Genomic DNA, 24,111 nt, shown 5'->3' on the forward strand with positions numbered 1-24,111 from the left:
TCTGCCGCATCCCACGTCAGCTGATGCCCGCACGATGTGCATCAGCTGCGCCCATCGTACTGGAAAACACCGCGGATAGGTGCGACACATTGTATGGGCGGGGGTTGCGGTCATCAAAGCTGCGGCATCGCTGTCGCAATCGACGGGATGATCATGTGGGGATCCATCATATCGGAATGGGCGAGCCTGCTGCTGCGCTGGCTTCACGTGGTGGCGGCGATCGCCTGGATCGGCAGTTCCTTCTATTTCATCGCCCTCGACCTCAGCCTCAGGCCCAAGGGCAACCGAACGAGTGACCTGCCCGACGGCGTCCAGGGCGAAGCCTGGCAGGTCCATGGCGGCGGCTTCTACCGGATCATGAAATATCTGGTGGCTCCCAACCAAATGCCGGACGAGCTGACCTGGTTCAAATGGGAGGCCTACACCACCTGGCTGTCCGGCTTCGCACTGATGGTGGTGGTGTATTATCTCGAGGCCGATCTGTTCCTGGTCGACAAATCGATCCTCGATCTCACGCCGTTCCAGGCCGGCCTGTTCAGCCTCGCGAGCCTGGCTCTGGCGTGGCTGCTCTATGAAGCCGCCTGCCGTACCGGCCTCGCCCAGCGCGAGCTGCCCTTCGCCATCGGCGGCTATCTGTTCCTGGTCGCGCTGACCTATGCCTTCACCCATGTGCTGAGCGGCCGCGGCGCCTTCAACCAGATCGGCGCGATCATCGGCACCATCATGGTGGCCAATGTCTTTGCGCTGATCATCCCCAACCAGAAGAAGATCGTGGCCAGCCTGATCGCGGGACAGGCGCCGGATCCGAAGCTCGGCAAGGCCAGCAAGGAGCGCTCGGTCCACAACAACTACCTGACGCTGCCCGTGGTCGTGCTGATGATCAGCAACCACTATCCCCTGCTCTATGCCACGCGCTTCAACTGGATCATCGTCGCCATCATCCTGGCGCTGGGGCCGATGATCCGCCACTTCTTCAACGAGCGCCACGCGGGGCGCAAATCGCCATGGTGGGTGTGGGGCGTCGCGGCAATCGGTGTGATTGCGATTCTCTTCCTCTCCGCCGCAGGACCGCGCGAGGTCAAGTCCGGCGCACTGCCGACACAGCCGACCCTTGCCGCTGTCGAGGAGATCGTGACGTCCCGTTGCAGCATGTGCCACGCCGCCGAGCCGGTCTGGGCCGGCATCGTGACCGCACCGAAGGGCATCCTGCTCGATGCGCCCGAGCACATCCATCGCAACATCCGCCTGATCGGCCGTGTCGCGGCCTGGTCGAGCGCGATGCCGCCCGGCAACATCACCGAAATGACCGGCGGGGAGCGCGCGATCCTCGCCGCCTATCTTGAGCAGGCCCGCTGATGCTGCCCGCGCGGCGACAGATCATTTCGCGGAATGAAATTCCGCATCTCCTACTGAATTGAAAATGACTTGATCGCCTATCCGGCGTAGACAGGACCAGCGGCCGCCGACGCGGCCCAAAGTCATTTGCATGCGCGGGGAAAGAACAGTGGCCCTCAAGAACGTCATCGGTATCGACCACGCTGTGGTCATGGTTCAGGACCTCGACAAGGCCGCCGAGAATTATCGGCAGCTTGGCTTCACCGTGTCGCCGCGCGGCACCCACAGCGCGCATATGGGCACCGGCAATTACACCATCATGTTCGACCCCGATTATATGGAGCTGCTCGGCGTGCTCGTCGCGACCGAGCACAACGCACCGGCGCGCGCCTTCCTCGACAAGCGCGGCGAAGGCATCGAGCGCATCGCCTTCACCGCGGTCAATTCCGCTGAAGGCGCGGAGGAGATCCGCGCACGAGGCTTGACGCCGATCGGCCCGACCGATTTCGAGCGCCCGGTAACCTTGCCCAACGGCGCGGTCTCGGCGGCCAAGTTTCGCACCTTCATGTGGCCCACCGCGGAAGCGCCCGGCGGGGTGCGCATCTTCGCCTGCCAGCACAAGACGCGTGAGACCGTTTGGATTCCCGAGTTGATGAAACACGCCAACGCGGCAAAGCGGATCAGGCAGACGCTGATCGCAACCCCGGCGCCGGCAAAGGACGCCGCGCATCTCGGCCGGCTGATCGACCGCGAACCGACCGCCGAGGCCGACGGCGCGGTCACGGTGCCCTCCGGCGGCGATCGGGCCGACTTCATCTATCTGACGCTGGACCAGCTCGCCAAACGCTATCCGGGCGTGCCGCTCGCGGGCCTTTCCGAGTGCGGCGGCGCGGCGCTGGTGCTCGCCAGCGGTGACCTGGCAGCGACCGAGAAGGCCCTGGGTTCGGTAGCTGTGCGGAGCGGGCCTGCGCTCTGCGTGCCGCCGGCCAAGGCCAACGGCACCCTGCTCGCCTTCATTGCCGGCTGATTTGAACTAATTCTTCAACGCGTGTTTACCCGGCGGCTCTAGGATTCCCTGCAATCCAAGCCACCGGGGCCAAACGCATGTTCAAAGAGGGATCGCCGATCGCCTATGACGCGCCGGCCGAACTGAAGAAGTGGCCGTCGCTGAAGGGCGAGAGGCAGAAGGACCGAGGTCCGCCTATCTCGTCTACAACGGCACGCTCGCCGACTGCGTCCGCGAGCTCATGGGCAAGCCGATCAAGGGCATCTCGCTCTACGACATCATGACGAAGCCGCAAGCGGCCTTCGATCAGACCGTGCTGTCGCCGGGCGATGCCGCCGAGATGGCGATGCGCAAGGATTTCCCCAAGGACTAGCAAGACCTAATTTGCGGCGCGCTTGCCGGCCGTCTTGCCCTTCTGCTTCGAGGACGATTCCGTCGGCGCATCGAGGAAGACGACGGGCGTACCGCGCTTGGTGTTTTCGCCGAGCACACGGGCGTCCCAATTCGTGAGCCTGATGCAGCCGTGTGACGCCGACTTGCTGACCCTGTCGGGCTCCGCCGTCCCGTGAATGCCATAACCCTGCGCCGACAGCCCGATCCAGTACGATCCCACCGGATTGTTGGGACCCGGCTTGATGTCGAAGGGTCTTTTGGATTTCACACTCTTGAACTTGTACTCCGGATTGTAGTGATAGGTCGGCTGCTCGTTGGTGCCGGTGACCTTCAGCGTCCCCGTCGGCGTCGGGCGATCCGGACTGCCGATTGATGCCGGGTAGAACGCGACCAGACGACCAGAGCCCTCGTAAGCCTTCAGCGTCGCGCGCGTCTTGTCGATCTCGATCCGAGCGATGCGCGGCAGCTCCCGCCGCGCCGGCACGTTGGCCACGGCAATCGCCTCGCCAGCCTTGTCGAATGACTTGCCCGGATTGAGCGCCTTCAACAGCTCTCCGCTCATGTGGAATTTTTCCGCGAGCCCTTCGAGCGGGCTGGTGTAGCTCAGCGCCTCCAGCGACTTCATGTCATCGAGCTTGGCCGGTAGCTTCTTGAGGAACGGCCCCTTCACGTCCGCGTCGGTGATCTTATAGTCGACAACGACAGGCCCCTCACTCGCTGCGGTCAGCTTGTCCCAGAGTTCAGGGGCAACGACCTTGTCGAAGGCCATTCCGTTCTGCTCAGCGAACGCCTTCATCGCCTTCTGCGCGTTCTCGCCGAACTTGCCGTCGATCTGGCCAGGAGAGAATTGCGCACGATCGAGCAGAATCTGCAGCTTCGTCACCGGCGCGTCGACCTTGTCCGCGGCCGGCTGCTTTTCCGGCCGCGCAGCCTCGTTCACCGCTTTCGCATCGAGATGGCCCGCGAGCACCGGGCAGACGAACCACATCGACATCACCGCGCCAAGCAGCCACCGCCTCATGATCGCTCGTCCCATTCTAAAAATAATGATCCGCAAAACCGCGTGGAGTTTCTGTTCGGGAACACCGTAGTAACACCGAAGGAACCAACGAGACCGCAGCTTTGCCGCAATCAGACGGTTAAGAACTTCTTATCACCGGCGCACCGCTGGCCGTTCATCCCACAGTTCGAGGTTGTCTCCGCAAATGCGATTTGTCATCGCGGCTTGCGCCGCGTTCATGATTCTGATGTGCGACCTCGATCCGTCGGCGTCCCGGCAAACATCAACTTTCGACCGCGCCGTTATTCAGAACAATCGGGCCTCCCCACTTGTTCCGGTGGTCGAGCTCTTCCTCGCAAGTGTGCAGGCCATCGAGCTCGCCAACGCGCGTGCCGCCTATGAGCAGGTGATCGAGCCGCCCCGGGCGGACGAGCCAGCCCTACAGGCGCCGGTTTCCCCGACCGAGCGATTTTGCCACGCGCTGCGCGAGGCCGCCGAGGCCAGCGGCATTCCCGTGCCATTCTTTGCCCGCCTGCTCTGGCAGGAGAGCCGCTTCAAGTCCAACGAGGTGAGCCAGGCCGGCGCTCAGGGCGTGGCGCAGTTCATGCCCGGGACGGCCGCCGAAGTCGGGCTCGACGATCCCTTCGATCCCATGAAGGCGCTGCCCGCATCGGCAAAATTCCTGCGCAAGCTTCGCGACGATTTCGGCAATCTCGGCCTCGCCGCGGCTGCGTATAATGCCGGTCCCGGCCGCGTTCAGAAGTGGCTCGCCAAGGAGAGCGAGCTGCCGCGTGAGACGCGCGACTATGTCCGCATCATCACCGGCACCAAGGCTGAGGACTGGACCGAGCGGTCCGAGGCGCTCGCGATCAGGATCGACCTGCCGCGCGAGGCGCCATGCGAGGGCATCGGCAGCCTCTCCAAGGCGAAGGATATCGCCTGGGTCCCGGTCAACCTGACACCCTCGGTCGCGACCATCATTCGCAAGGCCGAACAGCTTGCGGCGCGCCTGTCGACAAACCGGGCGCGCAAGCGGTTCGTATCCCTGCTCCACAAGAACGCCTCGGCCCGTGGCAAGGCGAGGAGCATGATTGCAGCGCGCGTGGCGAAGGGCACCAAGGCTCGGGCCATCCGCATCGCGGCGCGCGAACGTTCGGCGATCTGACGCACAAATCGAGAAGCCGCCCGATGGGCGGCTTCCGACGGCTGTGAACTAATCGATCTCCTCGATCACGCGTCGTTCGCGAGGCTCGATGACATAAGTCCGGGTATCGCGATGGATGTAGCGGTACTCCCGCAGGTCGGGCGCATCCCGATAAACCGTGCTCGGAAATTCCTCGACCTCGACGCTATCAGGGACGCGATCGCCGACATGGATCTCGGTGCGAGCTGTGCTTCCGGTGGTCTGCCGTTCGCTCCTGCTCTCGGGACGCGCTTTCGCATGCTTGCGGATCGCATCGCGATCGCGGTCGGAGAACTTGCTTGCGCTGCGCTCGCGGGTGGTCGACGTCGTCGTTGCCGTGGATTTCCCCGAATACGGCAGCACCGTCACGATCTTGTAGGTCGCCGGATCGACCACGACGATCTCATCCTTCACTAGCGCGAAGCTGTAGCCGCGATATTGCGGCACGATCTCGACGACATCAGGCGGAAGAGTCGAGAGGTGCACGTCGCGCGGAACGACCGTGCCGACATTCAGCGAGAAATTGACGCTGGTCAGCGGCCGGACGTTCAGATGCGAGATCGAGGTGCTGATCTTCGTCTCCTGCTGGCGGTTCAGATTGACGTTGGTCTGCGCGGCCGCCTGAGAGTTGGTTCCGGACCGCTCGCCCTGCGCCTGATTGCTGGCTGGCGCCGTCGGCGCCTGCTGAGCCTGGTTGGTCCCGGATGCAGCGGGCTGCGCCTGATTGCTATTGGCCGGTGGCGGATTGGACCGATCCTGCGCCTGGTTAGTGTTTGCCGGCGGCGGGTTGGCGCCCTGCTGGGTGGCGGGCTGGTTACCGGTCGTGTTCGAGCTTGCCGTGCCGCTCTGCGGCCGCGAGGTGTCCGTGCTGTTCGCAGCATTGTTGGATGTGCCGGAATTGGCGGCCCCGGAGGACGGCGCGGTGCTCTGTGTCGTCTGTGCCGAGGTTCCCGTCGACGGTGATTGCTGAGGCTGCGATGTGGTCTGCTGCTTATCAGCCGCACCAGACGGTGCGGTGGTGGACGGCGCTGTGGAATTGGATTGAGATTGCGGCGTCTGCTCGGACTTGGTGGGCGATTGAGCGAAGGCGGCGTTTGCCAGCACCAGCCCCAATGCGGTGGTTGCCAACAGGCGGATCATGGTTCACTCCCTTTTATCAAATGAACGTTGGTGACTAACCTGCGCTAAAACGGCCGGTTCCACTTTTTCCCGAGACAAAGCGGACCGCTTCTGCACGGAACCTGCGATGCCATCGAAGAGTGCGGGGATCATTGCCTATCGCAAACGCCGGGCGATCGAGATCCTCCTCGTTCATCCCGGCGGGCCGTTCTGGCGCAACAAGGATCTCGGCGCCTGGTCGATCCCCAAGGGCGAGTATGCGGACAAAGAAGATGCGGAGGCGACCGCGCGACGGGAATTTTCCGAGGAGCTGGGATTGGAGCTGTCCGTGCCACTGGTCTCGCTTGGCGAGGTCAAGCAGCGCGGCGGCAAGGTCGTCACCGCGTTTGCCGCCGAGCTCGATATCGACGTGCGCAGCATCTGCAGCAACACGTTCGAGATGGAATGGCCGCCGCGCAGCGGCAAACGGCAAGTCTTCCCGGAAGTCGACCGTGCCGAATGGTTCACGATCGAGGAGGCGCAAGAGAAGATCAACGCAGGACAACGCCCGCTGCTCGATCGGCTGGCGCAGCTGGCCGGCGGTGAATAGCGATGGAAGCAGGTGTGCTCCCTACTCCGCCTTGATGTCCGCGGCTGCGACGACCTCGGCGAGTTCCTTCGTCTCCTTCGCGATCTTCGCGGCGTACTCGGCCGGGGTCAGCACGCTGACCACACCCTGCGAGCCGAGCTTCTCCGCGACCGCCGGATCCTTGGCGGCCGCGACAATTTCCCGGTGCAGCGTCTCCAGGATCGGTGCCGGCGTCGGCTTTGGCATGAAGAAGCCGACCCAGAACGAGATGTCGAAACCGGGGAAGCCGGCTTCCGCGACGGTCGGCACATCGGGCAACGCCGGCAGCCGCTCGGCCGACGACACCGCGAGCGCGCGCAACTTTCCGGCCTTGACCAGCGGCACGGCAGAGAGCGGATCGAACACCGCCAGCACCTCCTGCGCGAGGATGCCGACCTCGGCGGCCGAACCGCCGCGATAGGGCACGTGGATCAGCTTGATGCCGGCCTTCTGGCTCAGCAGCTCCATGGCGAGATGGGCAAGGTTGCCGTTGCCGCCCGAACCGTAAGCCAGCGCGCCGGGTGCCGCCTTCGCCGCGGCGACGAGATCGGCGACGGTCTTGATATTAGCCGTCTTTGGATTCTCCGGATTGACCACCAGCACCAGCGGCGCCGACACGACGGTGGTCAGCGGCGCGAAGTCCTTTTCCGGATCGTAGCGGATATCCTTGAATAGCGTCTTGTTGAGCGTGATGGTGGACGAGTTGCAGGCGAGCATGGTGTAGCCGTCGCCTTCCGCATGGGCGACGCCTTCGGCCGCGATCATGCCGTTGGCCCCGGCGCGGTTCTCGACCACGAAGGGCTGCCCGAGCTTGTTGCCCAGGCGATCGCCGACGATGCGCGCGACGACGTCGACCGGCCCGCCCGCGCTGAAGCCGACCATGACCTTGACCGGCCGCACCGGATATTTCTGCGCCATGGTCTCCGTCGACAGTACAGACGCACACAATCCGGCGACGACGGCGAGCAGGCGGGCGGTTCGTTGCATTGGTTCTCTCCCAAGACATCAGCAGCGCCGCTTGTGCAGGCTTGTTGGTGCGACGCATGTGAAGATCATGAATAGCGGCCATCCCGGATTTCGCAATCGCGTTTGGTCGCCGGCATTCCGCCCCACGGCACGTGTGCATCGCTTGCAAACAAAAAATGCGAAAACAACCCCATGCACAGTAGACGGCCCTTGTCCGAACAACGACTTACGCCAGGCAGAGAACTTCGGATGTTGCGAACTCGATTTTGACTCGTCGGGCAAAACAGGGGCATAATGCCATCATCGCGATCCGCGTGAGCAATCGGCCTCCACAGCCATGTGGGCCTCGCTTCGATCGCGAACAAGCCCAGCATCGACATTTGAATACGCAACCGCCGCACGGCAACTGAGAGGTCTTCTCGCACCAGAGAGGCCTGCTCGCGCGTGCCGTGGGCTCAAGGGAGACATCGACATGACAACAGCCATGACACGCAACAGCACGACGCCAGTCGTCAGGTACGGCAGCAGGCCCGCCCCGCGGGTCAAGCTCACCGGACAACGGATCGCAATTCAACACCCCGACGCGGAGACCGGCGAGCACTTGCTGGGCGAGGCGCTCGGTGCCGTCGATCAGGACGCTCTGCATGGCATCCTCAAGCAATTGATGAAAGCCAGCGTGATCCTGCAGAAGCCCGATGAGGACAATCTCGCCTTCATGATCTCGATGATGAAAAGCATCGCCCCGCGGGATTCCCTCGAAACCATGCTGACGGCGCAGATGGTGTCCGTCCACGTCGCGACCATGCGCTTTGCCTGCCGCCTCGCCTTCGCCGAAGGCATCCCGCAGCAGGAAGGCGTCGCACGCACATTGACCCGGCTGGCTCGCACGTTCGCAGCCCAGATGGAGGCCCTCAACCGCCATCGCGGCAACGGTGAACGTCCGATCACGGTGCAGAATCTGTCGGTGCAGGACGGCGGCAGCGCGATCGTGGGGAATGTCACGCAACAGGCACATCTGATCGCTGCCGAGCCGGGCACCGCGACAGAGGCAGGGCTGGCCCCGCCCCGCGACGCCGGCGAACGCGACCGGACCGAGGCGTTGCGAGGCACCACCGCATGAGGGCCAGTCACATCCGCAACACGCGCGCGATGGCGGCGAGCCCGCGCTGCGGCGCCGACACACGCGGCGGGTTCGCCTGCCGCGCGCCGGCCATGCGCGGCAAGCTCCGCTGCCGTATGCACGGCGGCGCCCCAGGATCTGGCGCGCCTTGGGGCAACCGCAATGCGCACAAGCATGGCGCCTTCACACAGGAGCGGATCGCGGAGCGAAGGGCGATCCGGGAGCTGCTCGATGGGGCGGGAAAGCTGCTGGAGGAGATGGCGTCAGACGATCGGAGGGATCAAACCGCTTAGTCCAAAAGCCTGCCGTCAATGGACAATCATTGCCTGCGGCACTGCATCATGACTTCGGGAACTCGTCGCCATTTGCGACCTGTTCCTGAGGAACGACCGCCGGCGCATTTTGTTGGCGGCCTATCAGCGATGGAGATTTCCATGAGAGTCAGCGATGTCATGACTCCCGACGTGCAGCTTTGCACCCCACAAGACACCATCAAGGACGCAGCCGAGGCGATGGCGGCGCTCAATGTCGGCCTGCTGCCCGTGGCTGAATATGACCACCTTGTCGGTATGATCTCGGACCGCGATATCGCAACGCGAGGGGTCGCGATGGGCCTGGGGCCGGACGCGCCAGTGCGGAACGTCATGACCACAGACGTCAAATACTGCTACGAGGACCAGGACATCGAAGAGGTCACCCGTAACATGGCCGACATTCAGGTGCGGCGGCTGCCGGTGCTCAATCGAGACAAGCGGCTGGTCGGCATCATCGCACTCGGCGATATCGCCGGGTGCAGGCCCGGCGACGGTGCGGCGAAGGCGCTGCACGGAATTTCGCGAGCAGGCGGACAGCACGCAGGCGCGATCTCCGGCTGAAGCAGGACGTCGCGCCTTGGAATGCCGGCGTCCCGAGCCGTACGCAGGCCGCAGCAAGATCAACCGCAATCGGACTGTGTCGCAAAGGAACTGCACAGGCCGCCCGGCTGCGCACCGAGCCAAATCGACGAGCGTAGGAGAACCGGCATGAGCTGGGTCGGCGATTGGCGGAATCAATTCGGCTCCATCTTACGCATCACCGATGATGCGAACGGCCGCATCGAGGGGAATTTCGAGACTGCGCTCGACGACAGCGGCTTCTACGGCCAAGCAGTGCCCATCACCGGGTTTCATAAAGGCAATTGCATCGCCTTTGTCGCAGTGGGCTCGTCTGTGACGGGCGACCGCGCCGTCTCCTATACCGGATTGCTGCGTCACGGAAAGATGGAGACCGCCTGGTTCGTGATCGCAGACCAAGCGCTGAGCGCGTCCAGAGAGGGCGACCCGGCGAAGCTCAAACCAGTGAACTGGTGGCGCGCCGTGACAACGAACGTCGATACGTTCGAACGGACCTGAAGCACGAGGAAGCGGGTCCCGTTGGCGCCATTGCCGCCCGTCCTTGCCGTCGACGATTGCGCGAGGCGTTCACCCCGCGAAATACTGCAATCGACGTCTCTGGCCACATCACCGGTTGCCAGCCGAAAAGCTAGCGCGGCGCGCTTGTCGGATCGACTGGGGAAATCTGCAGCCCTGCCTCATCCAGCGCCTGGGCAATCTGCTTCGCCAGCAGCTTGGCCTCTTCGGTCCCGATCTGCGCGTCGGGATGTCCCTTGAAGAACGCGCAAATGGTCGTGGCGATGATGGTATTCACCTGGTGCAAATCATCCATTTGATGCACGCGAAGTTACCAAGTGCTTCACCCAGACAGGGTGGCGCGTCGGCTAGTAGAAAAGAGAGCGGTCAACGCAAGCCAAAGAATGACAGAATGGCCGCGATCACGACGACTAATCCTATGAGGTAAATCAGGCCGTTCATTGCAGTTCTCCTTTTCTATGGAATGACTGAATCTATCCGGGGAACGTGAGGCCACTCTTGGCGCTGCACTGCTCCACCAGTTCGAGCTTTTCGAGCTGAACCTCCTTCTCTATGGCCGTCAGAGAGTTGCCGATCTTTTCGACGATCCTGATCAGATCGGCATCGGAGATCTTGAGGCGCCTTCGAACGGACTTGACCTGCTTTGCGTCCGCAAGATCAAGCGTCGTGCGAATGACCCGTGGCGGCCTTGAGCACAGCATGAGCAGGTCTCCTTGCTAGAGTAAGAGCGATGATGTCCGTTTTGTTCCGATTCTTCCCGAACAGCGCCGGCACCGAATGATGGAATAAGCGAAACGGCGACGAGAGCGTCACGATCGACAGCAGGATATGTGTCGGAGAACTTCGACCGCGCCGGAAGCCCATGCACACAAGCAGAAGTTGATCCAGGCGGCTCCGCCCCTCGATCCGTTGGCATTTGCGGGCCGATGCGTCGCAGAGATCGACAGCGGCAGCTTCAGAGGGCGCCTCATCCTCGCGGCGCGCTCGCCGCGCCTCGAACGGTTTCGAAGTTGGCACGCTGCAGCGCGGCTCGTCTCTCCGCGATGGCGCTGCTCAACAGGCCGAGCACCAGACCGAATGCTGCGAGTTCCTCCTCTTCGATAGCGCCGTCGTCGTAGCATTCGAGCGTTTCAGCTATGATGGCGTCGGCCTCGCGCTGCAGAACCAGAAGCTCCTGGCTCGATCCCGCGGTTCGCGCGCTGGACACCATGGCCAGGATTCTCTTGCGATGGTCGTTGGTTTCCTCTCTTTCGTCGCGATTCAAATAGCGACGCAACCAGGCGGCGGCCGAGCCGATCCCGGAAAGAAGCAGCAGCCCGAACCAGAAGTAATCGCCGTATCGGTCGAGGAAGGTACGTTCGTTGCCGTCGATGACAGCCGCCGCTCCCCGATGCACCGGAAGCTCCGTGTCCTTGTCGACATCAGGCTTGATAATATGCGCAGCACCCGGGACCTGTCTTGCAATCGCCTGGCGAACGGCAAAGAGCTGGCGGAAAAAGGCGGCGACTGTCGTTTCAGGCAGGGACTTTCTCGCGACGATGAGGTGGCTGACGCTGACGGTTTCGACCTTGTCACCCGGCCAGGCCGGATCCGGCTTGAAGACGCTGGGCGGAATTTCCTCCGATTCATACCGCGGATGCTTCAGGGCGATCGCTTCCGATGTCTCGATGGCGAGAAATCTCGGCTCGCCGCGCAGGCGCGCCGTTGCAGCCACGGCATCGGACGTGATTTTGCTGTCGAGCGGCCCGACCGCCATGAAGGCATCGATGGTGAGATCGCGTGCCAGCTCCTCGGTCAGGTCCGTGCCGAATTGTGTCACGACGACCTTGTCCGCCTCCACTCCGGAGGCGCTCAGGATGACGCGTAGCAATGCGGCATTTGCCGGGGTCCGGCCGATCACGCCGACGCGGCGCCCCGCGAGATCGGCGACCTCCTTGATTCTCGGCGAGGGCTTTCTTTTCGAGCTCTTGCCGGCAGCTCCAGACGGAGTCCACAGCACGACGAAGTTCTTGCGCACGACGGCGACGGTCTGTGCCTCGGCGGGCATGTCCAGATCGCCGCGGCCGACGGCAAGGTCGGCCTTGCCTGCCCCAAGCAGGGCGAGAGACTCCACCGCCCCGTCGGTTTTGACGGGAAGCAGCCTGACAGTACGGCTTTCGCTCGCGAAGGCATCGGCCATCGCCTGAATGACTTTGTCGTCATCGCTGCCGGGTGGTCCAACGGCGATCCGGAGGACGTCCGGCCGCAACGCATAATAGAGCGCGCCCGCTGCGGCGGCAAAAATGAGAAATCCAACGGCGAGGACCAACAGTAAGGAATTGCTTCTTCTCCGCTCGCGGCGGGCCGCCTCACTGGTCGTTTTACTCGGACTCTCGGACGAAGACATGGCCGCCGCCAACCGCAGATCGGGGTTCTCCCTGTTCCGCAGGATACCACGTTTTCCCGGGAACAATCTCTGGCGGCCGGCCTGGTCCGTACGCGCGAACGGTGACGAGGATCGCGATTGCGTTGGTTCGGCCCAGGGCGCCGCTTCAGTTCATGGCGTTGCCTTCAATCGCGTGAAGTTTCCGTGCCTTTGCGGCTCCCGCAGCAGCGTGCGGGTTGAAAAGCTGGCGGGCCCGGAACTTCCCGAGCCGGCACCACTTTGAATTCAGCAAACGAAAGAATTCGCCATGGCCTCCGAAACGGAACTTAAATTCCGCGTTGCGCCGCGAAAATTGTCGTCAGTGTTGCGGACGGGCGGTTTGAGTGGGCGGCGCGGCGACCAGTCCGAGCAGTCGCTCGTGTCGACCTACTACGATACGACCAAGCACAAGCTCAGGCGCCATGGCCTGACGCTGCGCGTCCGCAAGATCGAGGGGCGCTACGTGCAGACCGTGAAAGCCGGCGGCACGGATGGCGTGAAGCGGGGCGAATGGGAGCACGAGGTTTCCGGTGCACGTCCCGACCTGAAGAAGACGGGACACACGCCGCTCCGGGATCTTGCGACGCGGAAGCTTCCTCGCAAGCTGAAGCCGGTCTTCCAGACCGACATTCATCGCCTGGCGCAGGCGCGACGCGTCCGGAAGAGCCAGATCGAACTGGCGGTCGACCGTGGCCGCATCAGCGCCGGTCACCGGTCGCGGCCCGTCGCCGAGTTGGAGCTGGAACTGAAGTCCGGGCATGTCGCGGACCTGTTCCGCCTTGCCCGCGATCTCGAACGCAAAACCGGGGCGGAGCTCGATCTGCGTTCGAAATCCGAGCGCGGCTACCTGCTCGTCGCCGGCAGTGGCGGCGGCGCACAGCACGCCGAGCCGATCGCGCTGGAGGACGGACTCTCACCGCGCGAGGCGTTCCGCGTCATCGCGCATTCGACGTTGCGCCAGGTCACCGCGAATGCCGATCCGGTGCGTGAGATGGACGCCGAAGGGGTTCATCAGATGCGGGTCGGCTTGCGGCGTCTGCGTGCGGCCATCTCGCTGTTCGCTGATATCCTTCCGCGAGCGAGCACCGCGCGGATCAAGTCCGAGCTGAAATGGCTCACGAGCGAGCTGGCGCCGGCGCGTGAAATCGACGTGTTCCTGAACGAGAGCATCCGGCCAATCACCGAACGGGACGTGCCGCGACGCGGCGCCCGCGCGATCCGCAAGAGGTTCTCCCGGCAACGGGTGGCGGCATTCGAGCGGGCACGCGATGCGGTCATGTCGGCGCCTTACCGCCGCCTGCTGATCGACGTGATCGAGTGGATCGGAAGCGGACGGCCTCACGGCGATGATGACCGTTCGATCGCCGCTTACGCCGCGGCGTTGCTCGACCGGCGCATCAGGAAGGCGCGAAAGGAGGGCAAGCGCCTGCACGATCTGGATCCGATGCAGCGCCACAAGCTGCGGATCAAGATCAAGAAGATCCGCTACGCCGTCGATTTCTTCGAAAGCCTCTACGCTGATCGCGACCGCAAGGAGCTTGCAGCCCTGTCCGACCGCCTGAAGCAGATTCAATCCGCGCTCGGATCGCTGAACGACTTCATGGCGCACCGCGAGCTGGCAACGGAGGCGGCACTGACGGCGCCACCTGCGCACCGCCGCGCCCAGGCTTTCGCATCGGGCGTCGTCGTCGGCCAGGAACGCGAGGCCGCTGACGGCCTGATGAAGGACGCAACGAAGGAGCTGAGCAGGTTGCGCCGGCTGCGCGCGATGCCGAGTGCGCGAGCGTAGGAGGCCCGGCATGGCAACTGACATCGCTTGGGTCGGCAACTGGCGAAATCAGTTCGGCTCCATCTTGCCCATCACTGACGATGCGAACCGTCGGCTGCCTTTATCTCGTCCTTCCGCGCGCTGATCCCGAGACGCCACAATCCGGAATGAGGGGGTCGCGCTGCCGCCATTGGCGCCCGCCTCGTCATCATGTACGCCCATCCAAACCTTCCGGGACGGGACGCTCATGGCCACCACCGACGACGCGGGCACCGCCACCCGCACGCTGATCTTTGCACTTCTCGCGCTCGCCTGCGGCCATATGCTCTCGACCTTGTTGCGCACTATTCCCGCCGTCAGCCTCGACCTCATGGCCGCGGATTTCCACATCGAGCCGCAAGCTCTCGCCAGCCTCACCTCAATCTATCCTTTCGCCTTTGCCGCAGCGCAGATCCCGGTCGGCGCAGCGATGGACCGGTTTGGCGTGCGGCCGGTGTCGCTCAGCCTGCTCGCGGGAACCGTACTCGGCGCGGTGGCGTCGGGCTTTGCCACGGGGGCTGCGAGCTTTGCGGTCGGGCAGTTCATGCTGGGCGTTGCCACGTCCGGCATGCTGATGTGCCCGATGACGCTGGCGGCCAAGCAATTGTCGACGGGCCGCTTCGGGCTGTGGTCGGGCGCGATCCTCTCGATCGGCAATATCGGCATGCTGCTGTCGTCGAGCCCGCTCGCTTTCGTGGTCGATGCTTACGGCTGGCGCGCCGGGTTCTGGATATCCGCGGCTGGCGGCGTTGCAGTCGCGCTCGCCGTGTTCGCGCTGGTGCCGCAGCAGCCGGCCGAGCACAAGGACGATTCCTCGCCGTTGTCGCAGATGATCGAGGTGCTCAGGCTCGGCTTCTCGCGTCCGTTGCGCGGGCTGATCGCGCTCGCGCTGGTGTCGCTGGCAACCTCGCTGGTGCTGCGCGGCCTGTGGGGCGGACCGTGGCTGATGGACGTCAAGGGCTTGTCGCGGGTCGAGGCCGGCAATCAGCTCGGCGCGTTCACGCTGGCGATGATCGCGGGGCCCCTGTGCATCGGCATGATCGACCGCAGGCTTGGCCGCCGCCGCGCGCTGGTGGCAGGCTCGCATATGGCCGGGGCGGTGCTGCTGGCGCTGATGGCGCTCGGGGCGCCGCATTACCCCGTGTCCGTTCTGTTCGGCGCGCCCGTGATGCCGACGCAATACGACCTCGTTCTGTTTGTGCTGATCGGCCTTGCGACCTCCGCCCAGCCGCTGCTGTTCGGCATGTCGCGGCAGCTGGTCGACGCGCAGACTACGGGCAAGGCGCTGGCGGCCGTGAACCTCGCCTTCTTCCTCGGCGCGGCGCTGGTGCAGTCGGTGACCGGCGCGGTGGCGGCGCTCGCGGGATTGCCGGCGGTGCTGCTGTTCATGGCAGCAATGCTGGCAATCGGCGTGCTGGTCTTCCTGGCCTATACGCTGCCGCTTCGCGGGACCGGCTGAGCGCTTCGCTCAACCCCATCCTTGTACGCTCTCAGAGTATCCCCGCGACCAAGCTCAGTACTTGGCGACCACCGGCCCGCCGAAGCGATAATTGACCCTGAGGGTCGCTTGCTCGACGGTCAGCCGCGAGCTTGACGTCCCCGTCGCGAAAACGCCGCCGAACCCATCGGGAACGGTGAAGGCGACGCTGCGGCGACCGAAGTCGGTGTAGCGATATTCGCCGGCCAGGCTCCAGTTCGGGGTGAACGCCCACTCGATGCCTCCGCCGACGGTCCAGCCCCAGCGCGTGGTCGAGCCGTTCGTTGCCGTGAACGTTCCCGCCGGAATGCCGATGCCAGGGCCGTTGACAACGGTGGTCCTGGAACCGCCGATCTCGGCGACGGCGGCGCCGCCGGTGACGTAGAACAGTGCACGGCCCACCGTGACGCCGGCGCGGCCGCGGAAGGTGGCCATCCAGTCGATATGACCGAAATCGACCGTCACGGTCTGCGTCACCGGCGGCGCAAATGTCGGGGCGCCGAAGGTGCGCGAAGCGCTGCCGCTACTGCCGTTCAAGCCGGTGCCGACCGCGTCGGCTTCCACGCCGAGCACGAACTGCTGGACCTGCCAATTGTATCCGATCTGGCCGCCGCCGATGACGCCGCTGTGGCGGCCGTCACCGGGAATGATGCCCCTCTGTTCGGGAACAATCGTCAGCACGGGTGCGACCGGGGGCGGCACGCCGAAAGCGGGAAACAGCGGTCCGAAATCGCTGTCACCGCTGCCGGGAGTCCAGGCGCCGCCGACATTGGCGCCGACATAGAAGCCGGTCCAGCTGAAGATCTGCGCAGCGACCGGCACGGGTCTCGCCTTGACCGCCATATCCGCGGCATTTGCCGCCACGACACCGAACAATAAGGCACTTCCGGCAATGGCCGCGATCCGCATCGTCGTCCCCAACATTTTCGGCAAGTATCGGCGTGCCGCGGCGCCAAGAAACACCCTTAAGTTAGAAGCGAATCGCAGCCGACGCTGTCACCGGACAGCAACATCCGGACACATTGTGTTCGCGCGACGCTGCGGGACCATGCGCGCATGGCAACGCAGCGCCGTCCCTCATGCGTCGAGCCCGCCTTGCACAACGGCGCGCTGCAAGGGATGCTGACAAGCATCGCGCATCAAGGGAATGAACTCATGCCTGTCGACACCAAAGCCGCCACCGACCGCCTCATGCGCTTCCTCGCCGTCGAGGGCGTGACCGGACAGGAGGCGGCGATCGGGCGTGAGATCACCGCCGCATTGAAGGAGAGCGGCGTAGCGGCGAAGGCGATCCGGCTCGACGATGCCAATACCCGCATTCCCGTGCCGACCGAGACCGGCAACCTGATCGTCGACCTGCCCGGCCGTGGCGCGCTGCACAACCAGCCGCGCATCATGTTCATGACCCATATGGACACCGTGCCGCTGTGTGCTGGGGCCAAGCCGAAGAAATCGGGCCGCAAGATCGTCAACTCCGCCAAGACTGCGCTCGGCGGCGACAATCGCTGCGGCTGTGGCGTGCTGGTGACGCTGGCGGCCGAGCTCGAGAAGCACAAGCTCGACCATCCGCCGATCACGCTGTTGTTCTGCGTGCGCGAGGAGAGCGGGCTCTATGGCGCGCGCCACGTCAAGCTGGACGAGCTCGGCTCGCCGATGATGGCCTTCAACTATGACGGCGGCTCGGCCTCCAACGTCGTGATCGGCGCGGTCGGCGCCGACCGCTGGACCGTCGAGATCATGGGGCGCGCCTCGCATGCCGGCGTCGCGCCGGAGCGCGGCATTTCCTCGACCATGATCATGGCGCTCGCTCTTGCAGATGTGAAGGCCGGCGGCTGGTTCGGCAAGGTGGTGAAGGGCAAGCGGCAAGGCACCAGCAATGTCGGCCCCGTCACCGGCGGCGAGGGCCGCCCCGCGGGCGATGCCACCAATGTCGTCACCGACTACGTGCATGTCCGCGGCGAAAGCCGCAGCCATGACGGAAAGTTCTTCAAGGAGATCACCAAGGCCTACAAGGCCGCGTTCGAGAAGGCGGCCAAGAAGGTGACGAACGCGCAAGGCAAGTCCGGCAAGGTCAAGTTCAAGGCCGAGACCGACTATTATCCGTTCCGCATGAAGGACAGCCAGCCCGTCATCAAGCGCGCGGTCGAGGCCGTATCCGCGGTCGGCGGCACGCCGAACGTCCGCACCGCCAATGGCGGCCTCGATGCCAACTGGATGGTCCGTCACGGCATTCCGACGGTGACCTTTGGCGCCGGCCAGAACGAGGCGCACACCATCGACGAATGGATCAATCTCGACGAATACGACCGTGCGTGTGCGCTGGCCGTGCAGCTTGCGACGATGCGGTGAGGCAAGGATGTAGGGTGGGTTAGCTAGCGGCTGCGCAAAGCGCAGTCCGCTGGCGTAACCCACCTCTTTACTTTCCGCGCCGACAGAAGTGGTGGGTTACGCCGAGCACATGCGTTTTGCGCATCTGCTCGGCTAACCCACCCTACGAAACAAAAACAAGAAGGGAGGCCACATGCCGCACATCGCAAATATCGAGACCGGGCTCTACCGGATCCCCCTCCCCGTCACGCTGTCCGACTCCACCCATGGCGAGATCGCGGCGTTCGAGCTGATCACCTGCCGCATCCGCGATGCCGACGGCGCCGAGGGCGTCGGCTACACTTACACGGTCGGGCGCAATGGCGGCGCTGTCGCCGACATCCTCAAGCGCGAGATCCCTCCGCTCGTCGAGGGACGCGAGGCCGACGACACCGAGGCGATCTGGCATCACGTCTGGTGGGCGCTGCATTATGGCGGCCGTGGCGGGCCGGTGGTGCTGGCGCTCTCCGCGCTCGACATCGCGCTGTGGGATTTGAAGGCGCGGCGCGCCAAGCTGCCGCTGTACCAATTGCTCGGTGGGTTCGACGCGCGCGTGCCGTGCTATGCCGGCGGCATCGACCTCGATCTCTCCGTGGAGGCGCTGCTCAGGCAGACCGACGGCAATCTCGCCAAGGGCTTTCGCGCCATCAAGATGAAGGTCGGCCGGCCCGATCTCAAATCCGACGTCGCGAAGGTCTCCGCGATGCGGCAGCATCTCGGCGACGGTTTCCCGCTGATGGTGGACGCCAACATGAAATGGACGGTCGAAGAGGCGATCCGCGCCGCGCGCGCGTTCGTGCCTTATGACTTGACCTGGCTCGAGGAGCCGATCATCCCCGACGACGTCGCCGGCCACGCCCGCATCATGCAGGACGGCGGCGTGCCGATCGCGGCGGGCGAGAATTTGCGCTCGCTGTGGGAGTTCAAGAGCTACATCGCCAGTGGCGCGGTGTCCTATCCCGAGCCTGACGTCACCAATTGCGGCGGCGTTTCCGCCTTCATGAAGATCGCGCGGCTGGCGGAAGCGTTCAACCTGCCCGTCACCAGCCACGGCGCGCACGACATTACCGTGCACCTGCTCGCAGCCTGCCCGAACCGATCCTATCTGGAGGCGCACGGCTTCGGGCTCGACAAGTACATCGAGCACCCGCTGGTGCTGCAGGAGGGCAAGGCGCTGGCGCCGGACCGGCCCGGGCACGGCATCAGCTTCGACTGGTCGGGGCTGGCGAAGCTGGCGCCTTAGACTCGGTGTCCTAATCTCTCCCGCTTGCGGGAGAGGTCGCGCCGAAGGGCGCGGGTGAGGGCTTTTTCCTCGTCGGGAATCCCACCGCGGAGGCACCCCCACCCCGACCCTCCCCCGCAAGCGGGAAAGGGGCGCACCTTTCCCCGCGGCACCGTCGAACCTGATCTCACGCCGACGAAGCGCGTTGCTGCACGCGAGGCATTCCAACGCGCTTGATGCAGGCCACGGATAATCCGCTATGGTGGCGGCAACCAACACCTTGCGAAAGATCCCCTCCTTGACCCCCGAGCTGCACCAGAAACTGACCGCGTGGCGCCGGCACCTTCATGCGCACCCGGAGCTGTCGCTCCAGGAGAAGGAGACCGCAGCCTTCGTGCAGGACAAGCTCATCGAGCTCGGGATTCCCTTCGAGGCGGGAATCGGTGGCTACGGCATCGTCGCGACCTTGACCCGCGGGCATGCGCGCAGCCGCGTCGGCTTGCGCGCCGACATGGATGCACTGCCGATCACCGAAGATACCGGGCTTGCCTACGCCTCCAGGACATCAGGCGTGATGCATGCCTGCGGCCACGACGGGCACACCACCGCGCTGCTCGGCGCCGCCGCGCTGCTCGCCACTGATACCAGCTGGAGCGGCACGGTCGATTTCATCTTCCAGCCGGCGGAGGAAGGTTTCGGCGGCTCGCGCGCGATGGTCGCGGCCGGGCTGTTCGACCGCTTTCCGATGGAACGCGTGTTCGGCTTTCATAATTGGCCGGGCCTTGCCGCCGGCACCATCGCCGTGCACGACGGCGTCGTCATGGCCTCCGGCGGACGCATCACCATCACCATCGAGGGCCACGCCGGCCACGCCGGCATGCCGCATCTGACGCGCGATCCGGTGATGGCGGCCGGTCATCTGATCGTGGCGCTGCAATCGATCGCCTCGCGCGGCGTCGATCCGCTCGACACCGCCGTGCTGTCGCTCTGCACTATCGAGGGCGGCACCGCGCCGAACCAGATCGCCGGACGCGTCACCATCCGCGGCACGCTGCGGTACCATCGCGAGGCGGTCAAGCACGTCATCCTCGACGGCATCGAACGGACCTGCGCCGGGATCGCGACCAGCTTTGGCGTCAAGGTGACACCCGAGATCGTGATGGGCGTCGGCGTCGTGGTCAACACGCCTGATGAGGCCGCGCTTGCGCGCATCGCCGCCGAGAAGGTGCAGGCCGAGGTACGGCGCGATCTCGCGCCCAGCATGGCCGGCGAGGATTTTGCTCACTATCTCCAGCAGCGGCCGGGCGCCTTCGTCTGGATCGGCAACGGCGAGTTGCGCGACGGCGCCGAGCTGCACGGCCCGCGCTACGATTTCAACGACGCGATCCTGCCGGTGGCGTCGAGCTGGATGGCGGAAGTCGCCAAGGCGGCGCTGGCGTCGAACTAGTTCACGAGATCTCGCGCGGCAGCTTCCAATCCGACCGCGGCGCGAACGTCTCCTCGACGGGCGCCACATGATATCCGGCAGGGAGAAGCCGGCCGCCCTCCTCGTCTGCGACCGGAACGTCGGTCACGAGGCCTTCGATCAAGGCGGCTTCCCACACCTCCTTCTCGGTCGGAAAGGGATCGCCGATCTGCTTGTTGCCTTCGAACAGCGCGTACATCGGTTCCGGTCCTTGCGTTGGCGGGTTCACCAGCAACGTATCGTCTGCCTGGACGTTCCTCTCCGGCAAAGGCAACGGAGGGCACGGAAACCATGGCGCGCGTTCTGATCGGAACTTCGGGCTGGCATTATGATTCCTGGCGCGGCCCGTTCTTCCCTGAAGGCGTGACGCTGAAGCAGCAGCTTAGCTATTACGCCGGACAATTCGACACGACGGAGCTGAACGGCGTGTTCTACCGCACGCCGACGCCTGACGCGGTGAAAGGCTGGCGCGAGCAGACCGGCCGCGATTTCGTCTTCGCCTGGAAGGCGTCGAAATTCATCACGCACTGGAAGCGCCTGTCGGAGCGCTCGGTCAACAGCCTCGAGCTGCTGGAGGACCGCATCTCACGGCTCGGCGGCAAGGCCGGTCCGATCCTGTTCCAGCTGCCGCCGCAATTCCAGGCGGACGCAGACCGCCTCGCCTCGTTCTTCAAGCTGTTGTCGCGGAAACGGCGTTACAGTTTCGAATTCCGGCATCCGAGCTGGTATCAGCCGCGCATCCTCAAAATGCTGGCCGACGAGAACATGTCGCTTTGCCTGTCCGACCATCACGATGCGCCCGCGCCATGGAAGCGCACGGCGGATTTCGTCTATGTGCGCGGGCACGGGCCGGGCGGGCGCTATCACGGGCACTATACCAGGGCGGCACTGGCGCAATGGGCGAAGCGCATCAAGTCGTGGAAGCGGCAGGGCTGCGACGTCTATGTCTATTTCGACAACGACCAGAAGAGCGCGGCACCCGCGGACGCCAGGGCGTTGAAGCAACTGCTCTAGATCACACCGCTTAGCCGAAGCGCCGCGATCGCGGCCGCGTCATAGCCGAGCTCGGCGAGGACGCGATTCGTATGCTCGCCGAGCGTCGGCGGGCGGCTCGCGATCTCGCCCGGCGTTTCCGACAACCGGACGGCGGCACGCGTCACCGGGGCGGGCTTCGGTAGGCCGGGATAATCGACGTCCTGCATGAAGCCGGCGGCGCGGATGTGCGGATGATCCAGCGCCTGTTGCGGTGAGAGGACCGGCCCGGTCGGGATCATGGCCTGGCCCAGCGCATCGACCGCTTCCTGCGTGGTGCGCTCGGCGCACCAGCGCGCCATCCGCTCGCTGATGACGGCGCCGTTATTGCCGCGGCTGATGTCGTCGGCAAAGCGGGCATCGTTCAGCCACAGCTCCTCCTCGCCCATCAGTCGCGCCCAGCGCTTGAACAGCGGATGCCCGGTGACCTGGCACAGCACCCAGCCGTCCCGGGTGCGGTAGATGTCGGCGGGCGCTGCGGTCTGGCCGAGATTGCCCGTCGGCACGCGATTGACGTTGATGACGGCCTGCTCGATCAGCGTCGCGTTGGTGAAGGACAGCGCGGTTGCGAGCAGCGCGCCCTCGACGATCTGCCCGCGCCCGGATTTGCCGCGCTCGATCAGCGCGGCGAGCGTGCCGAACGCGCAGTGCAGCGCGGTGCCGAAATCGACCCAGTTCACCGCGGCCCGGTAAGGCGGACCGCCAGTGCCGGTCATGTAGACCGATCCCGACATCACCTGCCCGACGCCGTCGAAGCCGACGCGGTCGGACCAGGGGCCCGGCCCGCCGAACGCGGTTGCGGTCGTCAGGATGATGTCGGGCTTGATCGCCTTCAGGGACTCGTAGTCGAGCTTCATCGCGCGCAGGGTCTGCGGCGGCAGGTTGGCGACGACGACGTCCGCGGTCGCAACCAGGCGGCGCATCACCTCCTGTCCTTCCGGCTTCATCGGATCGAGCGTGATGCACTTCTTGTTGCGGTTGACCTGGAGGAACAACGCGCCCTCGCCGCCTTCGCCGACCGGCGCGACGTATCTATCCTCGCTGCCCTCGCGCTTCTCCACGCGAATGACCTCGGCGCCGAATTCGGCCAGCAATGTCGCGCAATAGGGCCCTGCGATATAGCGCCCGAAATCGAGCACGCGCACGCCCTCCAGAACACCTCCCATCGATTCCTTCCCTGTTGTTTTCCGCAGATTACAGGGACTGGCTGCCAGGGCAAGTTGGGAAGCGGGATGCACGCGCGACTTTCATCATCGCATCGCGAACAGTTCCTGATGAAACGCTTCTCGACAGGGAAACCGTGCGCGCTGAGGTCTCGTCTGAGCGCTTCCCCGAAACCCCGCCGGACCGCAGCGCAAGGATCATCGCCATGCTCATTCAACCGATCGCCAGGACCAGCCGCAGCAAGATGAGAGCCTCAAGGTGCGCCGTAACGTCGTGAGGGAAGGACGGCATGCAAAAGCTCAAACGGGCATTTTGGCGCACTCTGGCCACCGATGGAGCTGCGTTGCATTGAGCTGACTCAAGCCTGCTCGTGATGAGCTGCACGGGCTCATCTAAGCAGGCGCCTGACGACTGACTGATGGCTGGCTCGACGCATCCTGCGTCGCGGGGCCGCAGCTCATTCCGTCCACGACTTTGCTCCAGCGCAAACTCCTGGATGTCGCAATCTCCCACTTGAAGGCAAAGAAAGCTCTTCGGAGGAAGTCCCGTGATCATCTCAACCAAGTCACTCCTGATGTCAGTCCTCGCGCTCTGTTTCGTGCTGGGGCAGCCTGCTCTCGCCGCCGGACCCCACAGCCATGAAGGACCAACCACGACCGCCCGGCCGGAGCTCGACCACGGCAAGAAGTGGCCGACTGATGATGTCTTGCGCCGCGGCATGGACGACATCAGTCTCGCGATGAGGCAATCGCTGGCACCCATTCACAGCAACGTGTTTACGCCTGCGCAATACGAGGCTTTGGCGACGCGAGTCCAGGCGCAAGTCGATGACGTGGTCGGAAACTGCAAGCTGCCCGAGCAGGCCGATCAGCAGCTTCACCTCGTCCTCGAGCAGATCATCGATGGCGCGGCGACGATGAAGACCGGGACCAGCCGCGATCAGGGGGCCATGAAGATCGTGCGGGCGCTCGCTCAATACGGCAAGTATTTTGACCACGCCGGCTGGCAACCGCTGCAGCATTGAGGTCGATTGCC

General features: G+C 64.6%; 25 protein-coding genes. 16 read left to right on the forward strand and 9 right to left on the reverse strand.

Going from position 1 to position 24,111, the window contains the following annotated elements; genetic code table 11:
* The first annotated feature begins 153 nt into the window (after positions 1-153).
* The 3 genes from GGD66_RS18835 (at position 154) to GGD66_RS18845 (ending at position 2,714) form a co-directional block, all read left to right on the forward strand.
* On the forward strand, positions 154-1,356 hold the full coding sequence (locus GGD66_RS18835) for a urate hydroxylase PuuD (RefSeq protein ID WP_183258617.1): 1,203 nt from the start codon (positions 154-156) through the stop codon (positions 1,354-1,356).
* 148 nt (positions 1,357-1,504) lie between these two features.
* Positions 1,505-2,362: a VOC family protein gene (locus GGD66_RS18840; protein ID WP_183258618.1), complete on the forward strand. Its 858-nt coding sequence runs from the start codon at positions 1,505-1,507 to the stop codon at positions 2,360-2,362.
* A gap of 130 nt (positions 2,363-2,492) precedes the next feature.
* Positions 2,493-2,714: a hypothetical protein gene (locus GGD66_RS18845; RefSeq protein ID WP_246788909.1), complete on the forward strand. Its 222-nt coding sequence runs from the start codon at positions 2,493-2,495 to the stop codon at positions 2,712-2,714.
* Between the two features lie 6 nt (positions 2,715-2,720).
* Here GGD66_RS18845 and GGD66_RS18850 read toward each other — a convergent pair whose 3' ends face one another.
* Positions 2,721-3,755 carry a L,D-transpeptidase family protein gene (locus GGD66_RS18850; RefSeq protein WP_092259828.1) on the reverse strand — a complete coding sequence of 345 codons (1,035 nt, stop codon included), beginning with the start codon at positions 3,753-3,755 and terminating at the stop codon, positions 2,721-2,723.
* 184 nt (positions 3,756-3,939) lie between these two features.
* Here GGD66_RS18850 and GGD66_RS18855 point away from each other — a divergent pair, with 184 nt between their 5' ends.
* Positions 3,940-4,899: a lytic transglycosylase domain-containing protein gene (locus GGD66_RS18855; protein WP_183258619.1), complete on the forward strand. Its 960-nt coding sequence runs from the start codon at positions 3,940-3,942 to the stop codon at positions 4,897-4,899.
* Between the two features lie 48 nt (positions 4,900-4,947).
* Here the strand turns inward: GGD66_RS18855 and GGD66_RS18860 are convergent, their stop codons facing one another.
* Entirely contained in the window at positions 4,948-6,057 is a 1,110-nt protein-coding gene (locus tag GGD66_RS18860) for a DUF1236 domain-containing protein (protein WP_183258620.1), read from the reverse strand.
* A 106-nt stretch (positions 6,058-6,163) separates the two neighbouring features.
* Here GGD66_RS18860 and GGD66_RS18865 point away from each other — a divergent pair, with 106 nt between their 5' ends.
* The gene (locus GGD66_RS18865; protein WP_183258621.1) at positions 6,164-6,625 is read left to right on the forward strand and encodes an NUDIX domain-containing protein; all 462 of its coding nucleotides are present in this window, start codon (positions 6,164-6,166) and stop codon (positions 6,623-6,625) included.
* A 21-nt stretch (positions 6,626-6,646) separates the two neighbouring features.
* Here the strand turns inward: GGD66_RS18865 and GGD66_RS18870 are convergent, their stop codons facing one another.
* A complete protein-coding gene (locus GGD66_RS18870) occupies positions 6,647-7,630 on the reverse strand; it encodes a tripartite tricarboxylate transporter substrate binding protein (protein ID WP_183258622.1) in 984 nt (327 codons plus the stop codon).
* A 451-nt stretch (positions 7,631-8,081) separates the two neighbouring features.
* On the opposite strand from GGD66_RS18870, the gene GGD66_RS18875 reads away from it, so the two are divergent.
* The 4 genes from GGD66_RS18875 (at position 8,082) to GGD66_RS18890 (ending at position 10,120) form a co-directional block, all read left to right on the forward strand.
* Positions 8,082-8,729: a hypothetical protein gene (locus GGD66_RS18875; RefSeq protein WP_183258623.1), complete on the forward strand. Its 648-nt coding sequence runs from the start codon at positions 8,082-8,084 to the stop codon at positions 8,727-8,729.
* Complete coding sequence (locus GGD66_RS18880) at positions 8,726-9,022, forward strand: HGGxSTG domain-containing protein (protein ID WP_183258624.1); 297 nt, start codon at positions 8,726-8,728, stop codon at positions 9,020-9,022. The genes GGD66_RS18875 and GGD66_RS18880 overlap by 4 nt, the downstream gene beginning before the upstream one ends.
* Before the next feature lie 141 nt (positions 9,023-9,163).
* Positions 9,164-9,604: a CBS domain-containing protein gene (locus GGD66_RS18885; RefSeq protein WP_026202791.1), complete on the forward strand. Its 441-nt coding sequence runs from the start codon at positions 9,164-9,166 to the stop codon at positions 9,602-9,604.
* Between the two features lie 147 nt (positions 9,605-9,751).
* Positions 9,752-10,120, forward strand: coding sequence for an avidin/streptavidin family protein (locus GGD66_RS18890; protein ID WP_183258625.1), 369 nt, complete (start codon positions 9,752-9,754; stop codon positions 10,118-10,120).
* 130 nt (positions 10,121-10,250) lie between these two features.
* On the opposite strand, the gene GGD66_RS18895 is transcribed toward GGD66_RS18890, so the two are convergent.
* From GGD66_RS18895 to GGD66_RS18905, 3 genes are all read right to left on the reverse strand, one after another.
* Positions 10,251-10,415 carry a hypothetical protein gene (locus tag GGD66_RS18895; protein ID WP_245283389.1) on the reverse strand — a complete coding sequence of 55 codons (165 nt, stop codon included), beginning with the start codon at positions 10,413-10,415 and terminating at the stop codon, positions 10,251-10,253.
* Positions 10,416-10,611: 196 nt separating this feature from the next.
* Entirely contained in the window at positions 10,612-10,839 is a 228-nt protein-coding gene (locus GGD66_RS18900; protein WP_092259843.1) for a DUF3606 domain-containing protein, read from the reverse strand.
* A 266-nt stretch (positions 10,840-11,105) separates the two neighbouring features.
* Complete coding sequence (locus tag GGD66_RS18905) at positions 11,106-12,524, reverse strand: TAXI family TRAP transporter solute-binding subunit (protein ID WP_183258626.1); 1,419 nt, start codon at positions 12,522-12,524, stop codon at positions 11,106-11,108.
* 286 nt (positions 12,525-12,810) lie between these two features.
* On the opposite strand from GGD66_RS18905, the gene GGD66_RS18910 reads away from it, so the two are divergent.
* Both GGD66_RS18910 and GGD66_RS18915 read left to right on the forward strand, forming a co-directional pair.
* Positions 12,811-14,331, forward strand: coding sequence for a CYTH and CHAD domain-containing protein (locus GGD66_RS18910; RefSeq protein ID WP_183258627.1), 1,521 nt, complete (start codon positions 12,811-12,813; stop codon positions 14,329-14,331).
* Between the two features lie 226 nt (positions 14,332-14,557).
* The gene (locus GGD66_RS18915; protein ID WP_183258628.1) at positions 14,558-15,808 is read left to right on the forward strand and encodes an MFS transporter; all 1,251 of its coding nucleotides are present in this window, start codon (positions 14,558-14,560) and stop codon (positions 15,806-15,808) included.
* 54 nt (positions 15,809-15,862) lie between these two features.
* Here the strand turns inward: GGD66_RS18915 and GGD66_RS18920 are convergent, their stop codons facing one another.
* On the reverse strand, positions 15,863-16,735 hold the full coding sequence (locus GGD66_RS18920) for an outer membrane protein (RefSeq protein ID WP_246788910.1): 873 nt from the start codon (positions 16,733-16,735) through the stop codon (positions 15,863-15,865).
* A 246-nt stretch (positions 16,736-16,981) separates the two neighbouring features.
* On the opposite strand from GGD66_RS18920, the gene GGD66_RS18925 reads away from it, so the two are divergent.
* From GGD66_RS18925 to GGD66_RS18935, 3 genes are all read left to right on the forward strand, one after another.
* Complete coding sequence (locus GGD66_RS18925) at positions 16,982-18,175, forward strand: M20/M25/M40 family metallo-hydrolase (RefSeq protein ID WP_183258630.1); 1,194 nt, start codon at positions 16,982-16,984, stop codon at positions 18,173-18,175.
* Between the two features lie 172 nt (positions 18,176-18,347).
* Positions 18,348-19,436 (forward strand): mandelate racemase/muconate lactonizing enzyme family protein, encoded by a 1,089-nt coding sequence (locus GGD66_RS18930; protein ID WP_183258631.1) that lies wholly within the window; start codon positions 18,348-18,350, stop codon positions 19,434-19,436.
* A 277-nt stretch (positions 19,437-19,713) separates the two neighbouring features.
* Positions 19,714-20,862, forward strand: a complete 1,149-nt coding sequence (locus GGD66_RS18935) for an amidohydrolase (protein ID WP_183258683.1) — start codon at positions 19,714-19,716, stop codon at positions 20,860-20,862.
* Position 20,863: 1 nt separating this feature from the next.
* Here GGD66_RS18935 and GGD66_RS18940 read toward each other — a convergent pair whose 3' ends face one another.
* Positions 20,864-21,079, reverse strand: a complete 216-nt coding sequence (locus GGD66_RS18940) for a hypothetical protein (RefSeq protein ID WP_018322666.1) — start codon at positions 21,077-21,079, stop codon at positions 20,864-20,866.
* 92 nt (positions 21,080-21,171) lie between these two features.
* Here GGD66_RS18940 and GGD66_RS18945 point away from each other — a divergent pair, with 92 nt between their 5' ends.
* Positions 21,172-21,894 (forward strand): DUF72 domain-containing protein, encoded by a 723-nt coding sequence (locus tag GGD66_RS18945; protein WP_183258632.1) that lies wholly within the window; start codon positions 21,172-21,174, stop codon positions 21,892-21,894.
* Here GGD66_RS18945 and GGD66_RS18950 read toward each other — a convergent pair.
* Positions 21,891-23,078, reverse strand: coding sequence for a CaiB/BaiF CoA-transferase family protein (locus GGD66_RS18950; protein WP_183258633.1), 1,188 nt, complete (start codon positions 23,076-23,078; stop codon positions 21,891-21,893). The two genes, GGD66_RS18945 and GGD66_RS18950, sit on opposite strands and share 4 nt — an antisense overlap.
* Positions 23,079-23,623: 545 nt before the next feature.
* On the opposite strand from GGD66_RS18950, the gene GGD66_RS18955 reads away from it, so the two are divergent.
* On the forward strand, positions 23,624-24,100 hold the full coding sequence (locus tag GGD66_RS18955) for a hypothetical protein (RefSeq protein ID WP_312014144.1): 477 nt from the start codon (positions 23,624-23,626) through the stop codon (positions 24,098-24,100).
* The last annotated feature ends 11 nt before the right edge of the window (positions 24,101-24,111 follow it).

The sequence above is a fragment of the Bradyrhizobium sp. CIR48 genome (assembly GCF_014198315.1).
GTDB lineage: Bacteria > Pseudomonadota > Alphaproteobacteria > Rhizobiales > Xanthobacteraceae > Bradyrhizobium.